The organism is Arthrobacter sp. CG_A4 (assembly GCF_035985125.1).
Lineage (GTDB): Bacteria > Actinomycetota > Actinomycetes > Actinomycetales > Micrococcaceae > Arthrobacter.
This window is the reverse complement of record NZ_JAXCID010000037.1, coordinates 25753-42727: the sequence shown is the minus strand read 5'-3', so window position 1 is coordinate 42727 and position 16975 is coordinate 25753. Positions and strand designations below refer to the sequence as shown.

Below are 16975 nucleotides of genomic sequence, written 5' to 3'. Positions count from 1 at the left end.
CCCAGAGACCCTGCCGAATCCCGGGAACCGGCCCGGCGATTTAAACCCAAAATCGAGAACCCGCCGCTACCCGACTAATGACCCACGCACCTAGGCGGGAGGGCCGGGACGTTCCGGATTTTTGACGGACTGCTCCGGCACCCGGACGCCCGGCTGGGTGTGCGGGTGGCGTTCGATGATCTCGTGGTCGTGGGAGAACTCCGGCTCGTCGTCGAGTTCCTTGTTGAAGACCAGGAAGCGGTAGGCGAAAAACCGCACCACGGTTGCGACGAGGATGCCGACGATTCCCGCGGCGAAGAGCATGTTTTTGTCGGTAACACCGAGGCTGTACTTGGCCAGGGCGGTGAACCCGGTGGAGATGCCGATGCCGATGCCGTTGATCAGGACAAACATCAGGAACTCGCGGATCACGTTGTCCTGGCGGCGGTGGCGGAAGGTCCAGAAACGGTTCGCGATCCAGGAGAATACGGTCGCGATGCTGGCTCCCACGAACCGGGCCTTGGCCTCGCTGTCCGTCATCGGGCCGTGCATCAGGTAGTAGGTGAACCCGTTGTCAATGATGAACGCAACACCGCCCACCGCCCCGAACTTGGCCACTTCCCGCCAGAAGAGCGAGGCAAGGCCCCGCAGGCGCTCAGCAAGTGTAGTAATCATGACCCTCCGTGGCCTGTTGGAACTGTCGGCCAGTGGGCCACCGGCCCTATTTTAGCGCCGATTCCCGTGAGCGCGCCCCGCCCGCCAGCCTGATCGCTGTCCCGGCGTCGCCCTGTCACCGCCGGGAAGACGGCGTCACCCCCGGCGGGCAGCCGGCGCTGTGCCCTGCGGCAACACCGTGGCAACACTGCCGAAATGCGCCCAAATGCCGCACCGGACCGGCGCAGGAAGTCCCCAAAGCCCGGTTGTGCTGAGGTTTTCGGTAGGCTGGGACTTGTGACTTTTCCTGTGATCGGTGTTGTTGGCGGCGGCCAGCTTGCCCGAATGATGGCCCCGGCGGCCACCGCCCTGGGCTTTGAGCTCCGCGTCCTTGCCGAACGTGAGGACGTCTCCGCCGTCTCCGCCGTGGCCAACGCCCCGGTGGGTGACTACACCGATCTGGACCATCTGCTCGAGTTCTCCCGCGGCCTGGACGTCCTGACCTTCGATCATGAGCACGTCCCTGCCGGCCACCTCCGCTCCCTGCTCGAGTCCGGCGTCAATATCCACCCGGGTCCGGATGCCCTGCTCAACGCCCAGGACAAGCTCGTGATGCGGGCCGCCGTCGACCGGCTGGAACTGCCCAATCCGCGCTGGGCGTCCGTCGACGACGTGGCCGGGCTGATTGCCTTCGGCGATGACATCGGCTGGCCGGTGGTCCTGAAGACTCCCCGCGGCGGCTACGACGGGAAGGGTGTTCGGATGGTGGGCTCAGCGGAAGAGGCCGGGGCCACCGCGGACTGGTTCCAGGCCATGACTCCCCTGCTGGCCGAAGCCAGGGTGGATTTCAGCCGCGAGCTCTCCGCCCTGGTCGCACGGACCCCTGACGGGGAGTGCCGTGCCTGGCCGGTGGTGCACACGATCCAGGTCGACGGTGTCTGCGACGAAGTCATCGCCCCCGCGCTGGACATCCCCCTTGAGGTGGCCGCCGCGGCTGAGAACGCCGCGATCCGGATCGCCAACGAACTCGACGTCACCGGCGTCATGGCCGTGGAATTGTTCGAGACCCCCGGCGTCGGGCCAGGCTTCCTCATCAACGAACTCGCCATGCGCCCGCACAACACGGGCCACTGGACGCAGGATGGTTCCGTCACGAGCCAGTTCGAGCAGCATCTCCGGGCCATCCTTAACCTTCCGCTCGGCGCGACGGACCTGCTCGGTCCCGTCGTTGTGATGAAGAATTTCCTCGGCGGAGCGAACCAGGATCTGTTCTCCGCCTACCCCGCCGCCCTCGCCAGCGAACCCGCTGCGAAGGTCCACTGCTACGGCAAGGCCGTCCGCCCGGGCCGCAAGTTGGGCCACGTCAACCTCGTCGGCGGTTCCGCGGCCGAGGTCGATTCCGTCCGGGAACGGGCCAGCACCGTAGCCAACATCATCCGGAACGGCCGGGCCCAGTCCAACACCGCATCGGGAATCTCCGAGGAGAACGCATGAGCGCCAGCAACGCAGCCACGCCCCCGGCAGCCCAGTCCCCGAAAGCCCAGTCCCCGCTGACGCAGGACTCCTTGGTCACTGCCCCGATCGTGGGCCTCGTGATGGGATCGGACTCGGACTGGCCGGTCATGGAGGCCGCCGCGGAGGCTCTCGCGGAGTTCGGCATCCCGTTCGAGGCCGACGTCGTCTCCGCCCACCGCATGCCCGCCGAAATGATCCGATACGGGCAGACTGCGCAGGCCCGCGGTCTGCGGGTCATCATTGCCGGTGCCGGCGGCGCCGCCCACCTGCCCGGCATGCTTGCCTCCGTCACCCCGCTGCCGGTGATCGGCGTCCCCGTGCCGCTGAAGACCCTCGACGGCATGGACTCCCTGCTGTCCATCGTGCAGATGCCTGCCGGGGTTCCGGTCGCCACCGTCTCCATCGGCGGGGCCCGCAACGCCGGGCTCCTTGCCGTGCGTATCCTCGCCTCCGGAACCGATGCCCCCGCCGCCCGGCTCCGGGCCGGGCTCCTCGACTTCGCCCAGGAACTCAACGACGCCGCCACCCGCAAGGGCGACAGGCTGCGGCACAAGGTGAGTGAAGTGTTCTCCGACGAAAACGGAAGCACAGCCACCCGGGGCAGCCGTTAAGGATTCCCAGATGACCAACAGGTATGCCCCCTCCCGCCGGCCGGGTCGGCAGAACGGGCAGCAGCCGGGCCAGACCCTGACAGACCCGGTCCGCCACCCCTCGGGCGCGGCGGCGGCGGTCCTGAACAAGCGTGCCTTCCTGCTGATCCTGATGACACTGCTGGTCCCCGGCAGCGCGCAGACTGTCGCGGGCAACCGGCGGATCGGGCGGATCGCCCTGCGCATCACGCTGACGGTCTGGGCCGTGACCCTCGCAGTGGTCCTCCTCCTGGTGACGTCCCGTTCAACGCTGATCACCTTGCTCACCAACCCTGTGGCCTCGCTCCTGCTGGTCATCGTCCTGGCGACGCTGGCCGTCGGCTGGGCTGGCCTGTTCATCAACACCCTGCGCCTGATCCGCCCGGTGATGCTCGCACCGCGGATCCGCGCCGCCGTCGTCGTAAGCCTCGTGTTCGCCATGATCCTTAGCAGCGGCTCGCTGGGCTACGCCGCCTACCTGCTTAACGTCGGCCGCACCGCCATCGGCAGCATCTTCTCCAACGGACCCGCCATGGAGCCGTCCGAGGGCCGCTTCAACTTCCTGATGATGGGCGGCGACGCCGGTGCGGACCGCACCGGCCGCCGGCCGGACAGCCTTTCCGTGATCAGCGTGGACGCCAAGACCGGCCAGACCGCCATCATCTCTGTACCCCGGAACCTCCAGAACGCGCAGTTCAGCGAGGGCTCACCGATGCGCCAGATCTACCCCGACGGCTACGACTGCGGCGACGAATGCCTCATCAACGCCATCAACACCGAGGTCACCAACGAACACAAGGACCTCTACCCCGGTGTCGCAGACCCGGGCGCCCAGGCCACGCTGGAAGCCGTGTCCGGTTCGCTGGGCATCAAGGTGCAGGCCTACGTCCTGGTGGACATGGACGGCTTCGCCAAGCTCGTCGATGCCATGGGCGGCATCCGGATCAAGGCCGGCGGCTGGGTCCCCATCAGCGGCGAGACCATCGATGAGGCCAACGGCATCCACGGCATGCCGCTGGGCTGGATCCCGGCCGGCGACACTACCCTCGATGGCTACCACGCCCTCTGGTACGGCCGCTCCCGCGAATTTGTGGACGACTACGCCCGCATCGCGCGGCAGCAGTGCGTCCAGCAGGCCATGCTCAAGCAGCTGGACCCGGGGACCCTGCTGTCGAAATTCGAGGACATCGTGAATGCCGGCACCAAAGTGGTGGACTCCAACATCTCCGCTGGCCAGCTCGGCAGCTTTGTTGACCTGGCGATGAAGGCCAAAGGCCAGGAGACGAGCCGGCTGACCATCGGGCCCCCCGACTTCGACGCCTCCTTCTCCACGGTGCCGGACTTCGACCAGATCCACGAAAAAGTGGATAAGCTCCTTGCGCCCCAGGCCTCGGGGTCAGCGGAGGACGGCATCCTCCAGCCGGGCACCGCGCCCGGGCCACTCTCGGCCGCCGGCACGGCGCGCTTCGCCCAGCCCGGCACGCAGCCCGCTCCGCCGACGTCGGACTTCACTCCGGTGACCACAACGCCCGACGGCGAGCCGATCACCGAGGAGATGCTCAACCAGTTCAAGCGCCAGGGCGACGAACAGTCGATCCGCGAACTGGTGGCCACCAACGGCCAGTGCGCCCCGCTCTAGGCTGCGCAACGAAAGGCCCGGCGCCAGCGGCGGGCATCAATGTCCGACCTCCAATGACCGAACGTCAGTGACCGAACGTCAGTGACCAGATAGGGACCAGGCAGTGCACGAACTTGAGAACGTCCTCCGGCCCTACGCCTGGGGCTCCACGACCGCCATCGCCGGGCTGCTCGGCCGGCCCGCTTCGGGCGGGCCCGAGGCGGAGCTGTGGATCGGCGCCCACCCGGACTCACCATCCGTGGCGCTGTCGTACGCCGCGTCCGGTTCCCGCGGGGCGCACGCCGCAGGATCCGAGGACGGCGGACGCCGGCCCCTGGATGAGCTGATCGCGGAAGATCCGGTGCGCCACCTGGGCAGTGACAGCATCGCAGAGTTCGGCCCCCGGCTGCCGTTCCTGCTCAAGGTCCTGGCCGCGGAACGCCCGCTTTCCCTGCAGGTGCACCCCACACTCGACCAGGCCCGGGCAGGTTTCGCCCGCGAGGAAGCCGCCGGCGTCCACCGTTCCGCCGCCGAGCGGAACTACAAGGACGCCTTCCACAAGCCCGAAATGCTCTTCGCACTGTCACCCTTCGAGGCGCTGTGCGGCTTCCGGCCGGCGGTGGAATCCCGCCGCGTCTTCCTGCACCTGGCGGCGTGCTTTGACCTGGCCGGGCTCGAACTTCCCCCGCTGCTTCCCCAGCTGCTGGCAGACCTGGCCCAACCCGATGAGCACGCCGCCTTGCGAGCCGCGTTCGAACGGCTGATTGCCGGCGGAGAGAGCGTCTCGCACGCGACCGCGATGATCGTCGCGGCCCTCATCTCGGGTGCGCCGATGGCCCCGCACCAGGCAGAACTCTCCACCGTGGTCAACCTCAACGGCGAATATCCCGGCGACCCCGGAGTGCTCATCTCGCTGCTGCTGAACCGGATCTCGCTGGCGCCGGGCGAGGCCGTATACCTGCCCGCCGGCAACGTGCACGCCTACCTGAACGGGCTCGGTATCGAGGTGATGGCCTCCTCGGACAACGTGCTCCGCGGCGGGCTGACCCCGAAATTCGTGGACGTGCACGAACTGCTCCGGACCGTCGCGTTCGAGGCCGTCGGCGTGCCGGCGCTCAGCCCCGAGACCACGATGCTGGGCCAGGAACTCTACCGGCCGCCGTTCCGGGAATTCCAGCTGCAGCGGATCGAGCTTGTTCCCGGTGCGGAGCCCGTTCCGCTGGCGCAGTCCGGAGCGGCCGTGATCATTGTGGTCTCCGGCTCCGTGCTCCTCGACTCCCCCAAGGGCGATCTCCGGCTGGGCCGCGGAGCGAGCGCTTTCCTGCCCGCCGCCGAGGCGCCGGTCAACGTGCACGCCGTGTCCGGCGCCACCGGAACCGCCCTGGCCTTTGCCGTCACCACTGCCCTGAAAGCCTGAGAACGTGGACTATTTCCTGCACAGCCCGGTCTGGGCCGACTTCCAGCGCGCCCTGGGCCGCACCGTCCATGAACAGTCCGGTCCGGGCTGGAGCTTTTTGGCCGTCGAGGAGTCGAACCCGGCGGGGAAGCTGCTCTACGTGCCCTACGGGCCGGTCGCCGCGTCCCTGCAGGCATTTGACGCCGCGCTGGGGGCGTTGACGGAATTGGCCCGCCGCTGCGGGGCCGTGTTCGTCCGGATCGAACCGGTCGACGCCGGAATTGTGGCAGCCGACGCCGGGATTGTGGCAGCCGACGCCGGCATGGCGGCGGCCGACGCTGTGCTGCGCAGCCGCGGCCTGCGTCCCGCGCCGGCCAACCAGCAGCCCGAGCTGAGCTGGATCGTGGACCTGGACCGCGACTTCAAGGACGTCCTGGCGGACATGAAGCCGGTCAACCGCAACCTGTACCGGAACGTCCACAAGAAGGGCGTGACGTTCCGCTCCAGCCAGGATCCGGCCGAAATCTCGGTACTGCTGGACTTCCTGCACATGACGGCGGCCCGCAACGGTTTCAAGCCGCAAAGCGATGAGTACCTCAGCCAGATCGCCCGCTCACTGATGCCCGCCGGTGCAGCGACCCTCTTCGTCGCCGAGCTCGCCGGTACACCGATCGCCGCCGCCCTGGCCTACGACTCCGCGGACACCCGCACCTACGCCCACGCCGCGCTGGATGACACGCACCGGAAGCTCAGCGCCGGAATCCCGCTGCTGGTCACCCTGATCGCCGACGCCATGGAAAAGGGCCTGAAGCACGTGGATCTCTGGGGCGTGGCCCCAGCGGACCAGCCGGAGCACCCGTGGGCCGGTTTCACCGCGTTCAAGAAGTCCTTCGGTGGCCGCGAAATCGCGTACCCGGGAACCTGGGACCTGCCGGTGAACAAACTTCGCTACGGCGCCTACCAAATGGCCCGCGCGGCCGCCCAGACGGCAAAGAAGCTCGTGAGTGGGCTGCGGACCCGGCTCCACCGCTAGAGTTTCGCCTACCCGCGCGCCTTACCGCGCCCCCGCCTTCCTGACTCCCCGCCTCCACGGGACATGCCTCACGCTCAGGCCGGCGCGTGGACATAGTCCCTACATGCGCATTCCCCCGCACGAAGACTGGACATGTCCCCCTGCCGCAGCTGCCCCGCCTGCCCGCCTAACTTTCGGAGGCGGCTTTCATCTGCGCCTCGTAGGCGCTGGCAACCATGTCCTCGACGGAGTGCCGCATCTTCCAGTCCAGGTCCCGGGCGGCCAGTGTGCCGTCCGCGACGATCCGGTCCGGGTCGCCCGTCCGCCGGGGGCCGATCTCCGGTTCAAAGTCGATTCCCGTCACCTTAGCCATCGCCGTCATGATCTGACGAACGGACAGCCCGTCACCGGAGCCTAAGTTGTATACGCGTTCCAGCGGCCTGCCGGCGGCGAGGGCCCGGGCGGCGGCAACGTGTGAGGTCGCGAGATCGGCCACGTGCACGTAGTCCCGCACGCAAGTCCCGTCTTCGGTCTGGTAGTCGGTGCCGTTGATGCGGGGCGTCTTCCCTGCCGTGAGCGCGCGGAGCACGATGGGGAACAGGTTGTGCGGACTGGTGTCGTAGAGCTCGGGCGACCCGGAGCCAACGACGTTGAAGTAGCGCAGCGAGGTGTGCAACAGACCCCGGGCCCGTCCCTGATCCCGGATCAGCCATTCGCCGATGAGCTTGCTCTCGCCGTACGGCGACTCCGGAAGCGTGGGCGTGGACTCAGTGACGACGGCGCCGGTAGGGGTGCCGTAGGTGGCTGCGGAGGAGGAGAAGACCAGTTTGTCGACGCCGACACGTTCCATAGCCGTGAGCAGCGCAGCGGTGCCGGTGACGTTCTGTTCATAGGTGAGGAGCGGCTCCTGCACCGAGACGCCCGCGTACTTGAACCCGGCGAGGTGGATCACCCCGGTGACGCCGTGCTCCAGCATGGTGCGGGCCACCAGATCGGCGTCGAGGATGCTGCCGTGCACAAACGGCACCCCCGCCGGGACGAACTCCCGGTGCCCGCTGGACAACGAATCAATCACCACCGGAGGGATCGAGGCCGCGCGCAACGCGGCAACCACATGCGAACCGATATATCCTGCACCACCAGTAACAAGCCAAGTCATGGCTCCACCCTATCCAATGGCAGCCGAGCAAGGGCAACGGCAGCAATCCGACGACGACGGCAGCCGACCAGAGCCGGGGACCGGTCGCCCGGAACCGCCAAAGCAGCGGATCCCGGGGCGCAAAACGCGTCCCCGGGATCCGGTGGTGCCTATGGTGCCTTTCGTTCGGAAAGCTAAGCCCTGCGGGCGTAGCCTTCCCACTTGCTGGCCTGGTGCTCGCCGTCCACGAAGCGGATGGTGCCGGACTTGGAGCGCATCACGATGGACTGGGTGAGGACCTTGTCCTTGGAGTAGCGCACTCCCTTGAGGAGGTCGCCGTCAGTGATGCCGGTGGCGGCAAAGTAGCAGTTGTCGCTGGAGACGAGGTCGTTGGTGGAGAGCACCCGGTCCAGGTCGTGGCCGGCGTCGATGGCCTTCTGCTTCTCGTCGTCGCTCGTGGGCCACAGCCGGCCCTGGATCACGCCGCCGAGGGACTTGATGGCGCAGGCCGAGACGATGCCTTCCGGCGTGCCGCCGATTCCCATCAGGGCGTCAACGCCGGTCCCGGCGCGTGCGGCAGCGATGGCGCCGGCGACGTCGCCGTCCATGATGAATTTGGTGCGCGCTCCGGCTTCACGGATTTCCTCCACGAGCCCGCGGTGGCGGTCCCGGTCCAGAATCATGACGTTGAGCTGGTTGACCTTGACGCCCTTAGCCTTGGCGATCAGATGCAGGTTCTGCTTGACCGGCAGGCGCAGGTCCACCATGTCGGCCGCTTCCGGGCCGGTGACGAGTTTCTCCATGTAGAACACGGCGGAGGGGTCGAACATGGAGCCGCGCTCGGCGACGGCCAGGACGGCGAGGGCGTTGTTGATACCGAGCGCTGCCAGGCGTGTTCCGTCGATCGGGTCGACGGCGACGTCGCACTCGGGGCCGGTGCCGTCGCCGACGTTCTCACCGTTGAAGAGCATCGGGGCTTCGTCCTTCTCGCCTTCACCGATGACAACAACACCGTTGAAGTGGACGGTCTGGAGGAAGGAACGCATGGCGTCGACGGCGGCACCGTCTGCCTTGTTCTTGTCCCCGAAACCAACCCAGTGGCCGCCGGCGATGGCTGCGGCTTCGGTGACGCGGACCAGTTCCAGAGCAAGGTTGCGGTCCGGCTCGTCGATCCCGACGGCGAGGGACGGGGAAAGCGTGGAGTACTTCTGGGTCATTGGCGCTGGTGTCACGTGAACCTCTTCTTCGAGTGGCGATCATCGAACCCGGACGGCCAAGATCGATCCGTCGCGGTGTGCGTCTACTACGATCTCGTCTGTTAATGATCCGTCTGCTAACGATCATAGTCGCGGCGGGAACATGCGTCGCGGGCTAACCATCCGCGAAACGTCCCGCTCCATCCCCGCCGATGCTACCGAATGTGAGATCAGCGCGGATATGGGCGACTATAGAGGGGTGAGTGAATTGCAGGACACGTCCGCAGCATCCCCGGCGTCCCCCGCTGCCCGGGCCGGTCAGGAAGCCCGCGCCGGCCAGGAAGCCCGGGCCGGCCTGGAAACCACCGTCGGGGCAGGCCAGCCGCCCGTCAGGCCCGTCCTCCGCCCCGGTGCGGCGAAGCGGGCGAATGCCTCCGTGATTGGGATGTTCATTGCGCTGGCTCTGAGCATCGGCACATTTCTTCCAATCGTCCTGATGAACCCTTCGCCGAAGTCCGACGGTTACCGCCCCGACATCAACGTCAGTGAGATCGCCCGGTACGCCGCGGATGTGGCGGGATTCACACCCGTCACTCCGGCGACCGGCGACACATTCCGCCCGAACTACGCGCGCTGGGAGTCCGGAACCGGAAACGGCGTCCCGACCTGGGAGGTGGGCTACCTCACGCCGAAGGAATCCTTCATCGGCCTCGTGCAGACTCGGCAGCCCAATCCGACCTGGCTGCTGCAGCAGGTGAAGAACGCCCCCGTGACCGGGACCCGGAACGCCGGCGGCCGCGACTGGGAACTGCGGGACAGCGGCAAGGGGGAGAAGAGCATGGTGCTCGAGGACGGCGGCACCACCGTCATCCTGACGGGCACGGCGCAGCTGGACGAATTCTCCGTGCTCGCCGCCGCCGTCGTGTCGTCCCTCGCCAGCGCTGCCCCCGCAAGTGACGCGCCGGCCAACCCGCCGGCGAGCCTTCCGGCCGGCACGCCGGGAGTAACAATTTCCCCCTCAGCCGCTCCCTCGCCGTAAGGTAAATTCCGTGGCCACTTATCTGACTCCCGCCCTCGCCTGGCGCCGCCTCCGGGAAGGCAACGAACGTTTTGTTGCCGGCGAATCCTCGCACCCCAACCAGGACGCCTCGCGCCGGTCGTCCCTCGTGGAAAACCAGCACCCTTTCGCCGTGATCTTCGGTTGCTCCGATTCGAGGCTCGCCGCCGAGATCATCTTTGACCTGGGCCTCGGGGACGCGTTCGTCGTCCGCACGGCCGGCCAGGTGATCGACGACGCGGTGCTCGGTTCGCTGGAGTACAGTGTCAGCGTGCTGGGCGTTCCGCTGATCGTGGTGCTCGGCCATGACAGCTGCGGAGCGGTCACCGCCACCAAGAACGCCGTGGAAACCGGTCAGATGCCCGTCGGCTTCATGCGCAGCCTGGTCGAACGCATCACCCCGTCCGTGCTGACCTCGTTGCGCAACAACCAGCCCGAGATTAATGACATGGTGGTCGAGAACGTCAAGCAGACCTCCCAGCGCCTGGTGGATAGCTCCCGTGTGATTTCGGACGCGGTCGCAGGCGGCCGGGCCGCCGTGATCGGGCTCGCGTACAGCCTCGCAGACGGCAGGGCGGACGTCGTTTCCGGGGTCGGCGAACTCTAAGCGCCGCGGCGGTGCCTGCCGTCAGCGGATCACGGTTTTCGATGGAACGCCCTCGCGCCCTAAGCTAGCCCCATGACTTCCAAAGCAGAGTTGAACACCGCAGAGTTCCGCATTGAGCACGACACGATGGGCGAAGTCCGGGTCCCCGTGAACGCCTTGTACCGCGCCCAGACGCAACGTGCGGTAGAAAATTTCCCGATCTCCGGCAAGACCCTGGAACGCACCCACATCGAGGCCCTCGCGCAGGTGAAAAAGGCCGCTGCGCAGGCCAACGCGGAACTGGGCGTGCTCGACGGCGAGCTGGCCCAGGCGATTGCCGATGCCGCCGATGAGGTTGCCACCGGGAAGTACGACGGCGATTTCCCCATCGATGTCTTCCAGACCGGCTCCGGCACGTCCTCGAACATGAACACCAACGAGGTCATCGCAGAGCTCGCCACCCGCGCACTCAAAGCCGCCGGCAGCGACAAGGTGGTCCACCCGAACGACCACGTCAACGCCTCACAGTCGTCCAACGACGTGTTCCCCACCTCGGTCCACGTGGCCGCCACGTCCGCCCTGATCAACGATCTCATCCCGGCCCTCGGCTACCTGGCGGATTCGCTGGGCCGCAAGGCCGTCGAGTTCAAGGACGTCGTCAAGTCCGGCCGGACCCACCTGATGGACGCCACCCCCGTGACCCTGGGCCAGGAGTTCGGCGGCTACGCCGCCCAGGTCCGCTACGGCATCGAGCGAATCAATGCCTCCCTCCCCCGCGTCGCTGAGGTCCCGCTGGGGGGCACCGCCGTCGGCACCGGCATCAACACCCCGGCCGGCTTCCCGGAGCGCGTGATCGAACTGCTCGCCGCCGGCACCGGCCTGCCGCTGACCGAGGCCCGCGACCACTTCGAGGCGCAGGCCAACCGTGACGGCCTGATCGAGGCCTCGAGCCAGCTGCGCAACATCGCGATCTCCTTCATGAAGATCAACAACGACCTGCGCTGGATGGGTTCCGGCCCCAATACCGGCCTCGGCGAAATCTCCATCCCGGACCTGCAGCCGGGTTCCTCGATCATGCCCGGCAAGGTCAACCCGGTCATCTGCGAAGCCTCTATCATGGTGTGCGCCCAGGTCATCGGCAACGACACCGCCATCGCCTGGTCCGGGACCAACGGCGCGTTCGAGCTCAACGTCGGGATCCCCGTCATGGCCGCCAACTTACTCGAATCCGTCCGCCTGCTGGCCAACACCAGCCGCGTCATGGCCGACAAGATGATCGACGGCATCACCGCCAACGTCGAACGCGCACGCTTCCTGGCCGAGGCCTCGCCATCCATCGTCACCCCCCTGAACAAGTTCATCGGCTATGAGAACGCCGCCAAGATCGCCAAGAAGGCCGTGGCCGAGGGCCTGACCATCCGCGAGACCGTGGTGGCCATGGGCTTCCTCGAGCGCGGCGAACTGACCGAGGAGCAGCTGGACACCGCCCTGGACGTGATGTCCATGACGCGTCCGCCGCACAAGGCATAGGTCCCCTGCACCACTGACGTCCGACGGCGGCCGGCCCCTTTCCCAGCGAAAGGCACCGGCCGTCGTTCGTGACGGAACCCCGAGTTGATGCGAGAGAGTGCGCCATGTGGTCGGTTCAGCCTTGTTTGGAGGCCCAGTCAGCGACGCGCTGGGTGCTTTCCTCCTCGGAGAGGTCCTCGACGCGCGTCATGATGGACCAGCGCACACCGTACGGGTCTCGGATGCTTGCGAATCGGTCTCCCGATACGAACGTGGACAGCGGCTCCCTAATGGTGGCTCCTGACTGCTCCGCGCGCGCAACGAGACCGTCCGCATCGGCGCAGTAGAGGCCGACAGAGAAGCAATCATCGTCCCCGTTGGGCGCCGGGACGAGGTGATAGTCGGGGTTGGGCTCACCAATTTGGAGCCGCCCCTGACCGAAGTCAAGTTCGGCGTGCACGACGACTCCGCCGACCTCGGTGACGTTCACGGTACGCGCGCCGAAAACGTCCCGGTAGAAGGCGATCGCCTCCTTGGCAGAGGCAATGGCAAGAAACGGCGTCAGGCTCGTGAAGCCATGCGGGGTACCGAATCTCGTGTGCCTGCCATCGGCGGCTGTGGTCAGTCCGGGGCTTGTAGTATGAGTCATGGATTCCACGGTACGCACACGTGCGCAACGAGGCTTGGAGAATCGCGACAGCATGGCTACGGAGGGTCCACCCATGGTGGGTTCGTTCAAGGGAATCCTCTACCCGGCCCGACTTCCCACTTTTCACCGCGTGCCAGCGCCCGAGGCCGTCACGAACCTGGTGCAGTGGTTTTGGATCCCCGAATGGGACATTGAGCCAGGGCACAGCTCACGCCAGCACCTGATCGCGTTCCCGACGTCCAACCTTGTGGTTCAGAAGGATCTCGTTGAGTTCGCAGGCCCAACAACTCGTCGAGCGCATCGCGATCTCACAGGCCGGGGCTGGGTGGTTGGGGCGCTCCTGCGTCCCGCGCTGGTTCCGCGTTTCACCGATGATCCGGGAAGCCTGAGAGATGCCCAGATGCCACTGCCGCTCGCGGATCTGCATGCCTCAGTGTCGGAGGCGATGAGCGGGACCAATCCAGAGGAACGTCGACGATGCGCGGTCGAGGCTTTCACTGGCTGGCTCGTAACGCAGTGTCCGGAGGTGTCCGAGGAGGGCAAACTGGCGAACGCGATGATGGACATCATCGGAACATGCACCGACGTGACCCGCATTGAAGACGTTGCGGCGCGTCTATTTGTTTCGACGAGAACCCTTCAACGAGTCGCGAAGAAATACATCGGTCTTAGCCCGTCCACGCTTATCCGGAGACGCCGCCTGCAAGAGGCCGCCGATCGGTCACGGACCGACCCAGCGACAGACCTCGCGGCGATCGCTGCCGAACTCGGCTACGCCGATCATGCCCACCTGACAAACGACTTCCGAAAGTTTCTGGGATTCACGCCAAGTAAATATCGACAATCAGTCCACCAAGACCAACCCATGGATCACGACCATGATGGGTAACTGACGGTCTGATACGGCTCGTACTCGTCTATCAGGCTGCGGGGCGGCGACCCAAGGGGCGCCGGCTTGGGGCTCACAACTCCCCGGGCTGTTCCGTTGGGGCTCGAAGTGGGCACCTGTCGGCGTTAGGGAAGGTGGCCGGCCCCACCGTGCCCACCGAAACAACACGCTCTGCCTCCGCCACCACAGCGGTTTCTTTGAGAATCTCCCGCACGATTCCCGGTGCAGGCATGTGGCCATCCCATCCGGCCGCCGGCTTCAGCCATGAAGCTGCCGGCCGGATATCTCACAGATTGGGATTCGGCCCCGAGTCCCGGAACTCCACGGTGCCGTGACTGTTCCGCAGGACCAGAGACTGACCGTCCCGCGTCCAGGTGACGGCTAGCCTAAAAAGTTCATGGGTCCAGGCCTCATATCCGCTCTCCGGTCCAAGGCAGCCCACGGCTGTGGCGATAATTTCACCGGGGATCAACTGGTCCCCTTGGAGATCAACCTCGACTCCCAGGCCATTGCACGGCGTCTTGACTCCAACAGTCCAGGTTCCGTTCACAAAAACCGTCGACACCACAAGCGGCTGGGACTGCAGCCAGGCAAGCTCACCGGAAGAATCACGGCCGCCGACTGATTGATACGAACGGCACCCGAACGGCCCGCCCTCGCAGAACGGAAGCGGCATCGCTGGTTCGGTAGGCTGCGGAGTCGCGGGCCCGCCGGAATCCTGGGGCGCGTCCGGTGCCACAGGGAGCGAACCCGCGACGGTACTTGTGGGTGGTGCGGTCTCCTTGGGAGAAGGGGCCCCTGGTAATCCGCCGCAGCCTCCCAGGACAGCCGCCAGGAGCGGCACTGCCAGTACTGCCTGCAGCCGGCTGTGGTTGGTCATCAAGTCCCCCTCTGCATGGATGCGGCGTCGGCTGGGCGTGGTCGCTGCGCCCAGTCTGCTCTGGTAAATGCCCGCAGGGAAGCGCAGCCGGCTTACGGTTCGGCTTTGGCAAGCCAGGCCGTCAGGCTGGCAGCAGGAGCATCGCGGCCGCAGCGCCGGCCAGCATGAACGGCCCGAACGGGATGTTCGATTTCAGGGTGCCCCGCCGGACGGCCAGCAGCCCCAGGCTCCAGAGACCGCCGACCAGGAACGCGGCGAACGTCCCCGCGAAGACATGCGACCAGCCCAGGAAGCCCAGATACATGCCGAGCACGCCGGCGAGCTTGACGTCGCCGAATCCCATGCCCGGCGGGTAGGCGGCCCGGAGCAGGAAATAAAAGAGCCAGAGCGCCGCTCCCCCGGCCAGGATGCGCAGCCCCGGCACGCCCAGGAGCCCGGCACCGCCGCCTGGCAGGGCCGTCTGTGTGCCACCCGTGAGAAAGGAACTGGCCGCGGCCCCGATCAGCAGGACCCCCGCGGCAGCGTAGGAGGGGAAGATGATCCGGTCCGGCAGCAGGTGGTGCCGGACGTCGATCACTGTGAGCCGGACTGCCATGACCGCGAAATAGGCGCAGGCCGCCGCCGCCAGCCAGAAGGCCAGCGGGGTCCCTTCGCCCAGTGCGCCGAGTCGTTGGATCACCCTCGGATGCTACTTGAATTTCCGCCTGCCGTGGCCGGGCCCGCGTAAGCTGTGGATATGGCCGCATGGGACAGCAGGAACCGGCCCGGGCCGCGCACCCCCGGGGACCCGGCGGAACAGGCGTCCGCGTTCCGGAACCTTTGCCGTTCCTCGCCGTGGAAATGGCAGTCCCTGCGCTTTGAATACCTCGACCGGCCCTTGGCTGCCATGGGCGCGGACGCGGACATGGCCGGCGATCCTGCCGCGGGTGCCTCCGACCTGGTCCGGGCGTGGCTGCGGCGCCCGGGAGCACTGCGGCTCGAGACCGCCGCCGGGCTGGTCCTGCACAGCACCACGGGCATCAACGATTCCCGCGACGTCTTCTACGTCAGCTCCACCCGGAAGACCTGGCTGCTGCCGCCGCACCTCGTCACCCCGGTCTACGACGACGGCGGGCGGGTCCGGCGCCGCCCCGAAGCAGCCTACGGCGAACCCTGCTTCGGCAATGGCCGCTTCGCCGCCGCCCTGGACCCCGTGGAACTGGCAGGAAACGCCCCGGTCCCGCTCGAATTCCCCAATTCCAATGCCGTGGAACTGGGTACCATCACGGCGGTGGAGCACGAGGGCCGTCCCGCGCTGGAAACCACCGTCACCCCCAATCCCGGCTACCGCCCCGCCGATCCCGAGGCGCCGCTCTGCCGGCCGGGGGGCACGCTGGTGCGGATCGACGCCGGCACCGGAATCTGCGTCGCGAGCCGCTGGCTGAAGGGGGCCGAGGACGGCCGTGAGGGCTACGGCCACTGGCTTCGGATCGTAGCCGTGGACGAGTACATGCTGGATGACCTGTTCCTCGCCGAATCCATGAACCTCACCGACGTCCGCCGGCATATCAGCTGGGACGTGGCGGCAGGCTGAAACCGTGTGACTGGCCGGCCGGCGTCCGCGCCGCTAAGCTGCCGGGATGACTGCGCTTGATCGCTACTGGCCGCCTTTCGGCCTCACCCTGGCCACACCCCGCCTGGTACTGCGGCCCATCCGCGATGAGGACATCCCGGCCGCGGTGCAGGCGGCCCTGAGCGGGATCCACGAGCCCGGACGCAGCCCTTTCAGCCGTCCCTGGGCCGAATCCCCCGCCGAGGAGCTCGGCCCGAACATGGCACAGTGGTACTGGCGGTGCCGCGCGAGCATGTCCCCGCAGGAATGGCTCCTCCTGCTCGGGATCTGGCACGACGGCGAGTTCGTCGGCTGCCAGGACATCGAGGGCAAGAGTTTCGCCACGCTCAAGACCGTCGGCAGCGGCTCCTGGCTCCGCCGGAACGCCCAGGGCCAGGGACTCGGCAAGGAAATGCGCGCCGCCGTCGCCCTCTACGCCTTCGACTGGCTCGGCGCCGAGGTGGCGGAATCCGAGGCGGCCGTCTGGAACCAGCAGTCCCTCGGCGTCTCCCGGTCCCTCGGGTACGAGCTCAACGGCGTCACCCGCGCCTCGTGGGGCGGCACGGCAGAGGAGGTGCAGAAAGTCCGCCTTACGCCAGCCACCTTCAAGCGCCCCGGCTGGACCCTGCAGGTGGAAGGCCACGAAGCAACCGCGAAGTATTTAGGGATCTAAGGCC

17 protein-coding genes are annotated in these 16975 nt (G+C 67.1%); 11 read left to right on the top strand and 6 right to left on the bottom strand.

Annotation, left to right across the window (positions count from 1 at the left end):
- Positions 1-90: 90 nt before the first annotated feature.
- Positions 91-654: a GtrA family protein gene (locus RCH07_RS14785; protein WP_326968235.1), complete on the bottom strand. Its 564-nt coding sequence runs from the start codon at positions 652-654 to the stop codon at positions 91-93.
- Between the two features lie 324 nt (positions 655-978).
- Here RCH07_RS14785 and RCH07_RS14780 point away from each other — a divergent pair, with 324 nt between their 5' ends.
- The 5 genes from RCH07_RS14780 (at position 979) to RCH07_RS14760 (ending at position 6824) form a co-directional block, all read left to right on the top strand.
- Positions 979-2127: a 5-(carboxyamino)imidazole ribonucleotide synthase gene (locus RCH07_RS14780; RefSeq protein WP_326968243.1), complete on the top strand. Its 1149-nt coding sequence runs from the start codon at positions 979-981 to the stop codon at positions 2125-2127.
- Positions 2124-2759: a 5-(carboxyamino)imidazole ribonucleotide mutase gene (gene purE / locus RCH07_RS14775; RefSeq protein WP_442784840.1), complete on the top strand. Its 636-nt coding sequence runs from the start codon at positions 2124-2126 to the stop codon at positions 2757-2759. Before RCH07_RS14780 ends, purE begins: the two co-directional genes overlap by 4 nt.
- Before the next feature lie 10 nt (positions 2760-2769).
- Positions 2770-4416, top strand: coding sequence for an LCP family protein (locus RCH07_RS14770; protein ID WP_326968234.1), 1647 nt, complete (start codon positions 2770-2772; stop codon positions 4414-4416).
- A 103-nt stretch (positions 4417-4519) separates the two neighbouring features.
- Positions 4520-5812 (top strand): mannose-6-phosphate isomerase, class I, encoded by a 1293-nt coding sequence (gene manA, locus RCH07_RS14765; protein ID WP_326968233.1) that lies wholly within the window; start codon positions 4520-4522, stop codon positions 5810-5812.
- A 4-nt stretch (positions 5813-5816) separates the two neighbouring features.
- Positions 5817-6824, top strand: a complete 1008-nt coding sequence (locus tag RCH07_RS14760; protein WP_326968232.1) for a lipid II:glycine glycyltransferase FemX — start codon at positions 5817-5819, stop codon at positions 6822-6824.
- A gap of 166 nt (positions 6825-6990) precedes the next feature.
- On the opposite strand, the gene galE is transcribed toward RCH07_RS14760, so the two are convergent.
- Together galE and glpX are read right to left on the bottom strand one after the other, a co-directional pair.
- Positions 6991-7962, bottom strand: a complete 972-nt coding sequence (gene galE, locus RCH07_RS14755; protein WP_326968231.1) for a UDP-glucose 4-epimerase GalE — start codon at positions 7960-7962, stop codon at positions 6991-6993.
- 173 nt (positions 7963-8135) lie between these two features.
- The gene (glpX, locus tag RCH07_RS14750) at positions 8136-9158 is read right to left on the bottom strand and encodes a class II fructose-bisphosphatase (RefSeq protein WP_326968241.1); all 1023 of its coding nucleotides are present in this window, start codon (positions 9156-9158) and stop codon (positions 8136-8138) included.
- Positions 9159-9396: 238 nt separating this feature from the next.
- Between glpX and RCH07_RS14745 the strand changes: the two genes are divergently transcribed.
- From RCH07_RS14745 to RCH07_RS14735, 3 genes are all read left to right on the top strand, one after another.
- A complete protein-coding gene (locus RCH07_RS14745; RefSeq protein WP_326968230.1) occupies positions 9397-10176 on the top strand; it encodes a DUF4245 domain-containing protein in 780 nt (259 codons plus the stop codon).
- A 10-nt stretch (positions 10177-10186) separates the two neighbouring features.
- Entirely contained in the window at positions 10187-10801 is a 615-nt protein-coding gene (locus RCH07_RS14740; protein WP_326968229.1) for a carbonic anhydrase, read from the top strand.
- A gap of 72 nt (positions 10802-10873) precedes the next feature.
- A complete protein-coding gene (locus tag RCH07_RS14735; RefSeq protein WP_326968228.1) occupies positions 10874-12310 on the top strand; it encodes a class II fumarate hydratase in 1437 nt (478 codons plus the stop codon).
- 115 nt (positions 12311-12425) lie between these two features.
- On the opposite strand, the gene RCH07_RS14730 is transcribed toward RCH07_RS14735, so the two are convergent.
- The gene (locus RCH07_RS14730; protein WP_326968227.1) at positions 12426-12938 is read right to left on the bottom strand and encodes a VOC family protein; all 513 of its coding nucleotides are present in this window, start codon (positions 12936-12938) and stop codon (positions 12426-12428) included.
- Between the two features lie 73 nt (positions 12939-13011).
- Here RCH07_RS14730 and RCH07_RS14725 point away from each other — a divergent pair, with 73 nt between their 5' ends.
- Positions 13012-13827 (top strand): AraC family transcriptional regulator, encoded by an 816-nt coding sequence (locus RCH07_RS14725; RefSeq protein ID WP_326968226.1) that lies wholly within the window; start codon positions 13012-13014, stop codon positions 13825-13827.
- 286 nt (positions 13828-14113) lie between these two features.
- Here RCH07_RS14725 and RCH07_RS19315 read toward each other — a convergent pair whose 3' ends face one another.
- A complete protein-coding gene (locus RCH07_RS19315; RefSeq protein WP_442784841.1) occupies positions 14114-14503 on the bottom strand; it encodes an META domain-containing protein in 390 nt (129 codons plus the stop codon).
- 325 nt (positions 14504-14828) lie between these two features.
- Positions 14829-15386: an A24 family peptidase gene (locus tag RCH07_RS14720; RefSeq protein WP_326968225.1), complete on the bottom strand. Its 558-nt coding sequence runs from the start codon at positions 15384-15386 to the stop codon at positions 14829-14831.
- Positions 15387-15443: 57 nt separating this feature from the next.
- On the opposite strand from RCH07_RS14720, the gene RCH07_RS14715 reads away from it, so the two are divergent.
- Together RCH07_RS14715 and RCH07_RS14710 are read left to right on the top strand one after the other, a co-directional pair.
- A complete protein-coding gene (locus RCH07_RS14715) occupies positions 15444-16280 on the top strand; it encodes a hypothetical protein (protein ID WP_326968224.1) in 837 nt (278 codons plus the stop codon).
- Between the two features lie 46 nt (positions 16281-16326).
- Positions 16327-16971 carry a GNAT family N-acetyltransferase gene (locus RCH07_RS14710; protein ID WP_326968223.1) on the top strand — a complete coding sequence of 215 codons (645 nt, stop codon included), beginning with the start codon at positions 16327-16329 and terminating at the stop codon, positions 16969-16971.
- Positions 16972-16975: the final 4 nt, after the last annotated feature.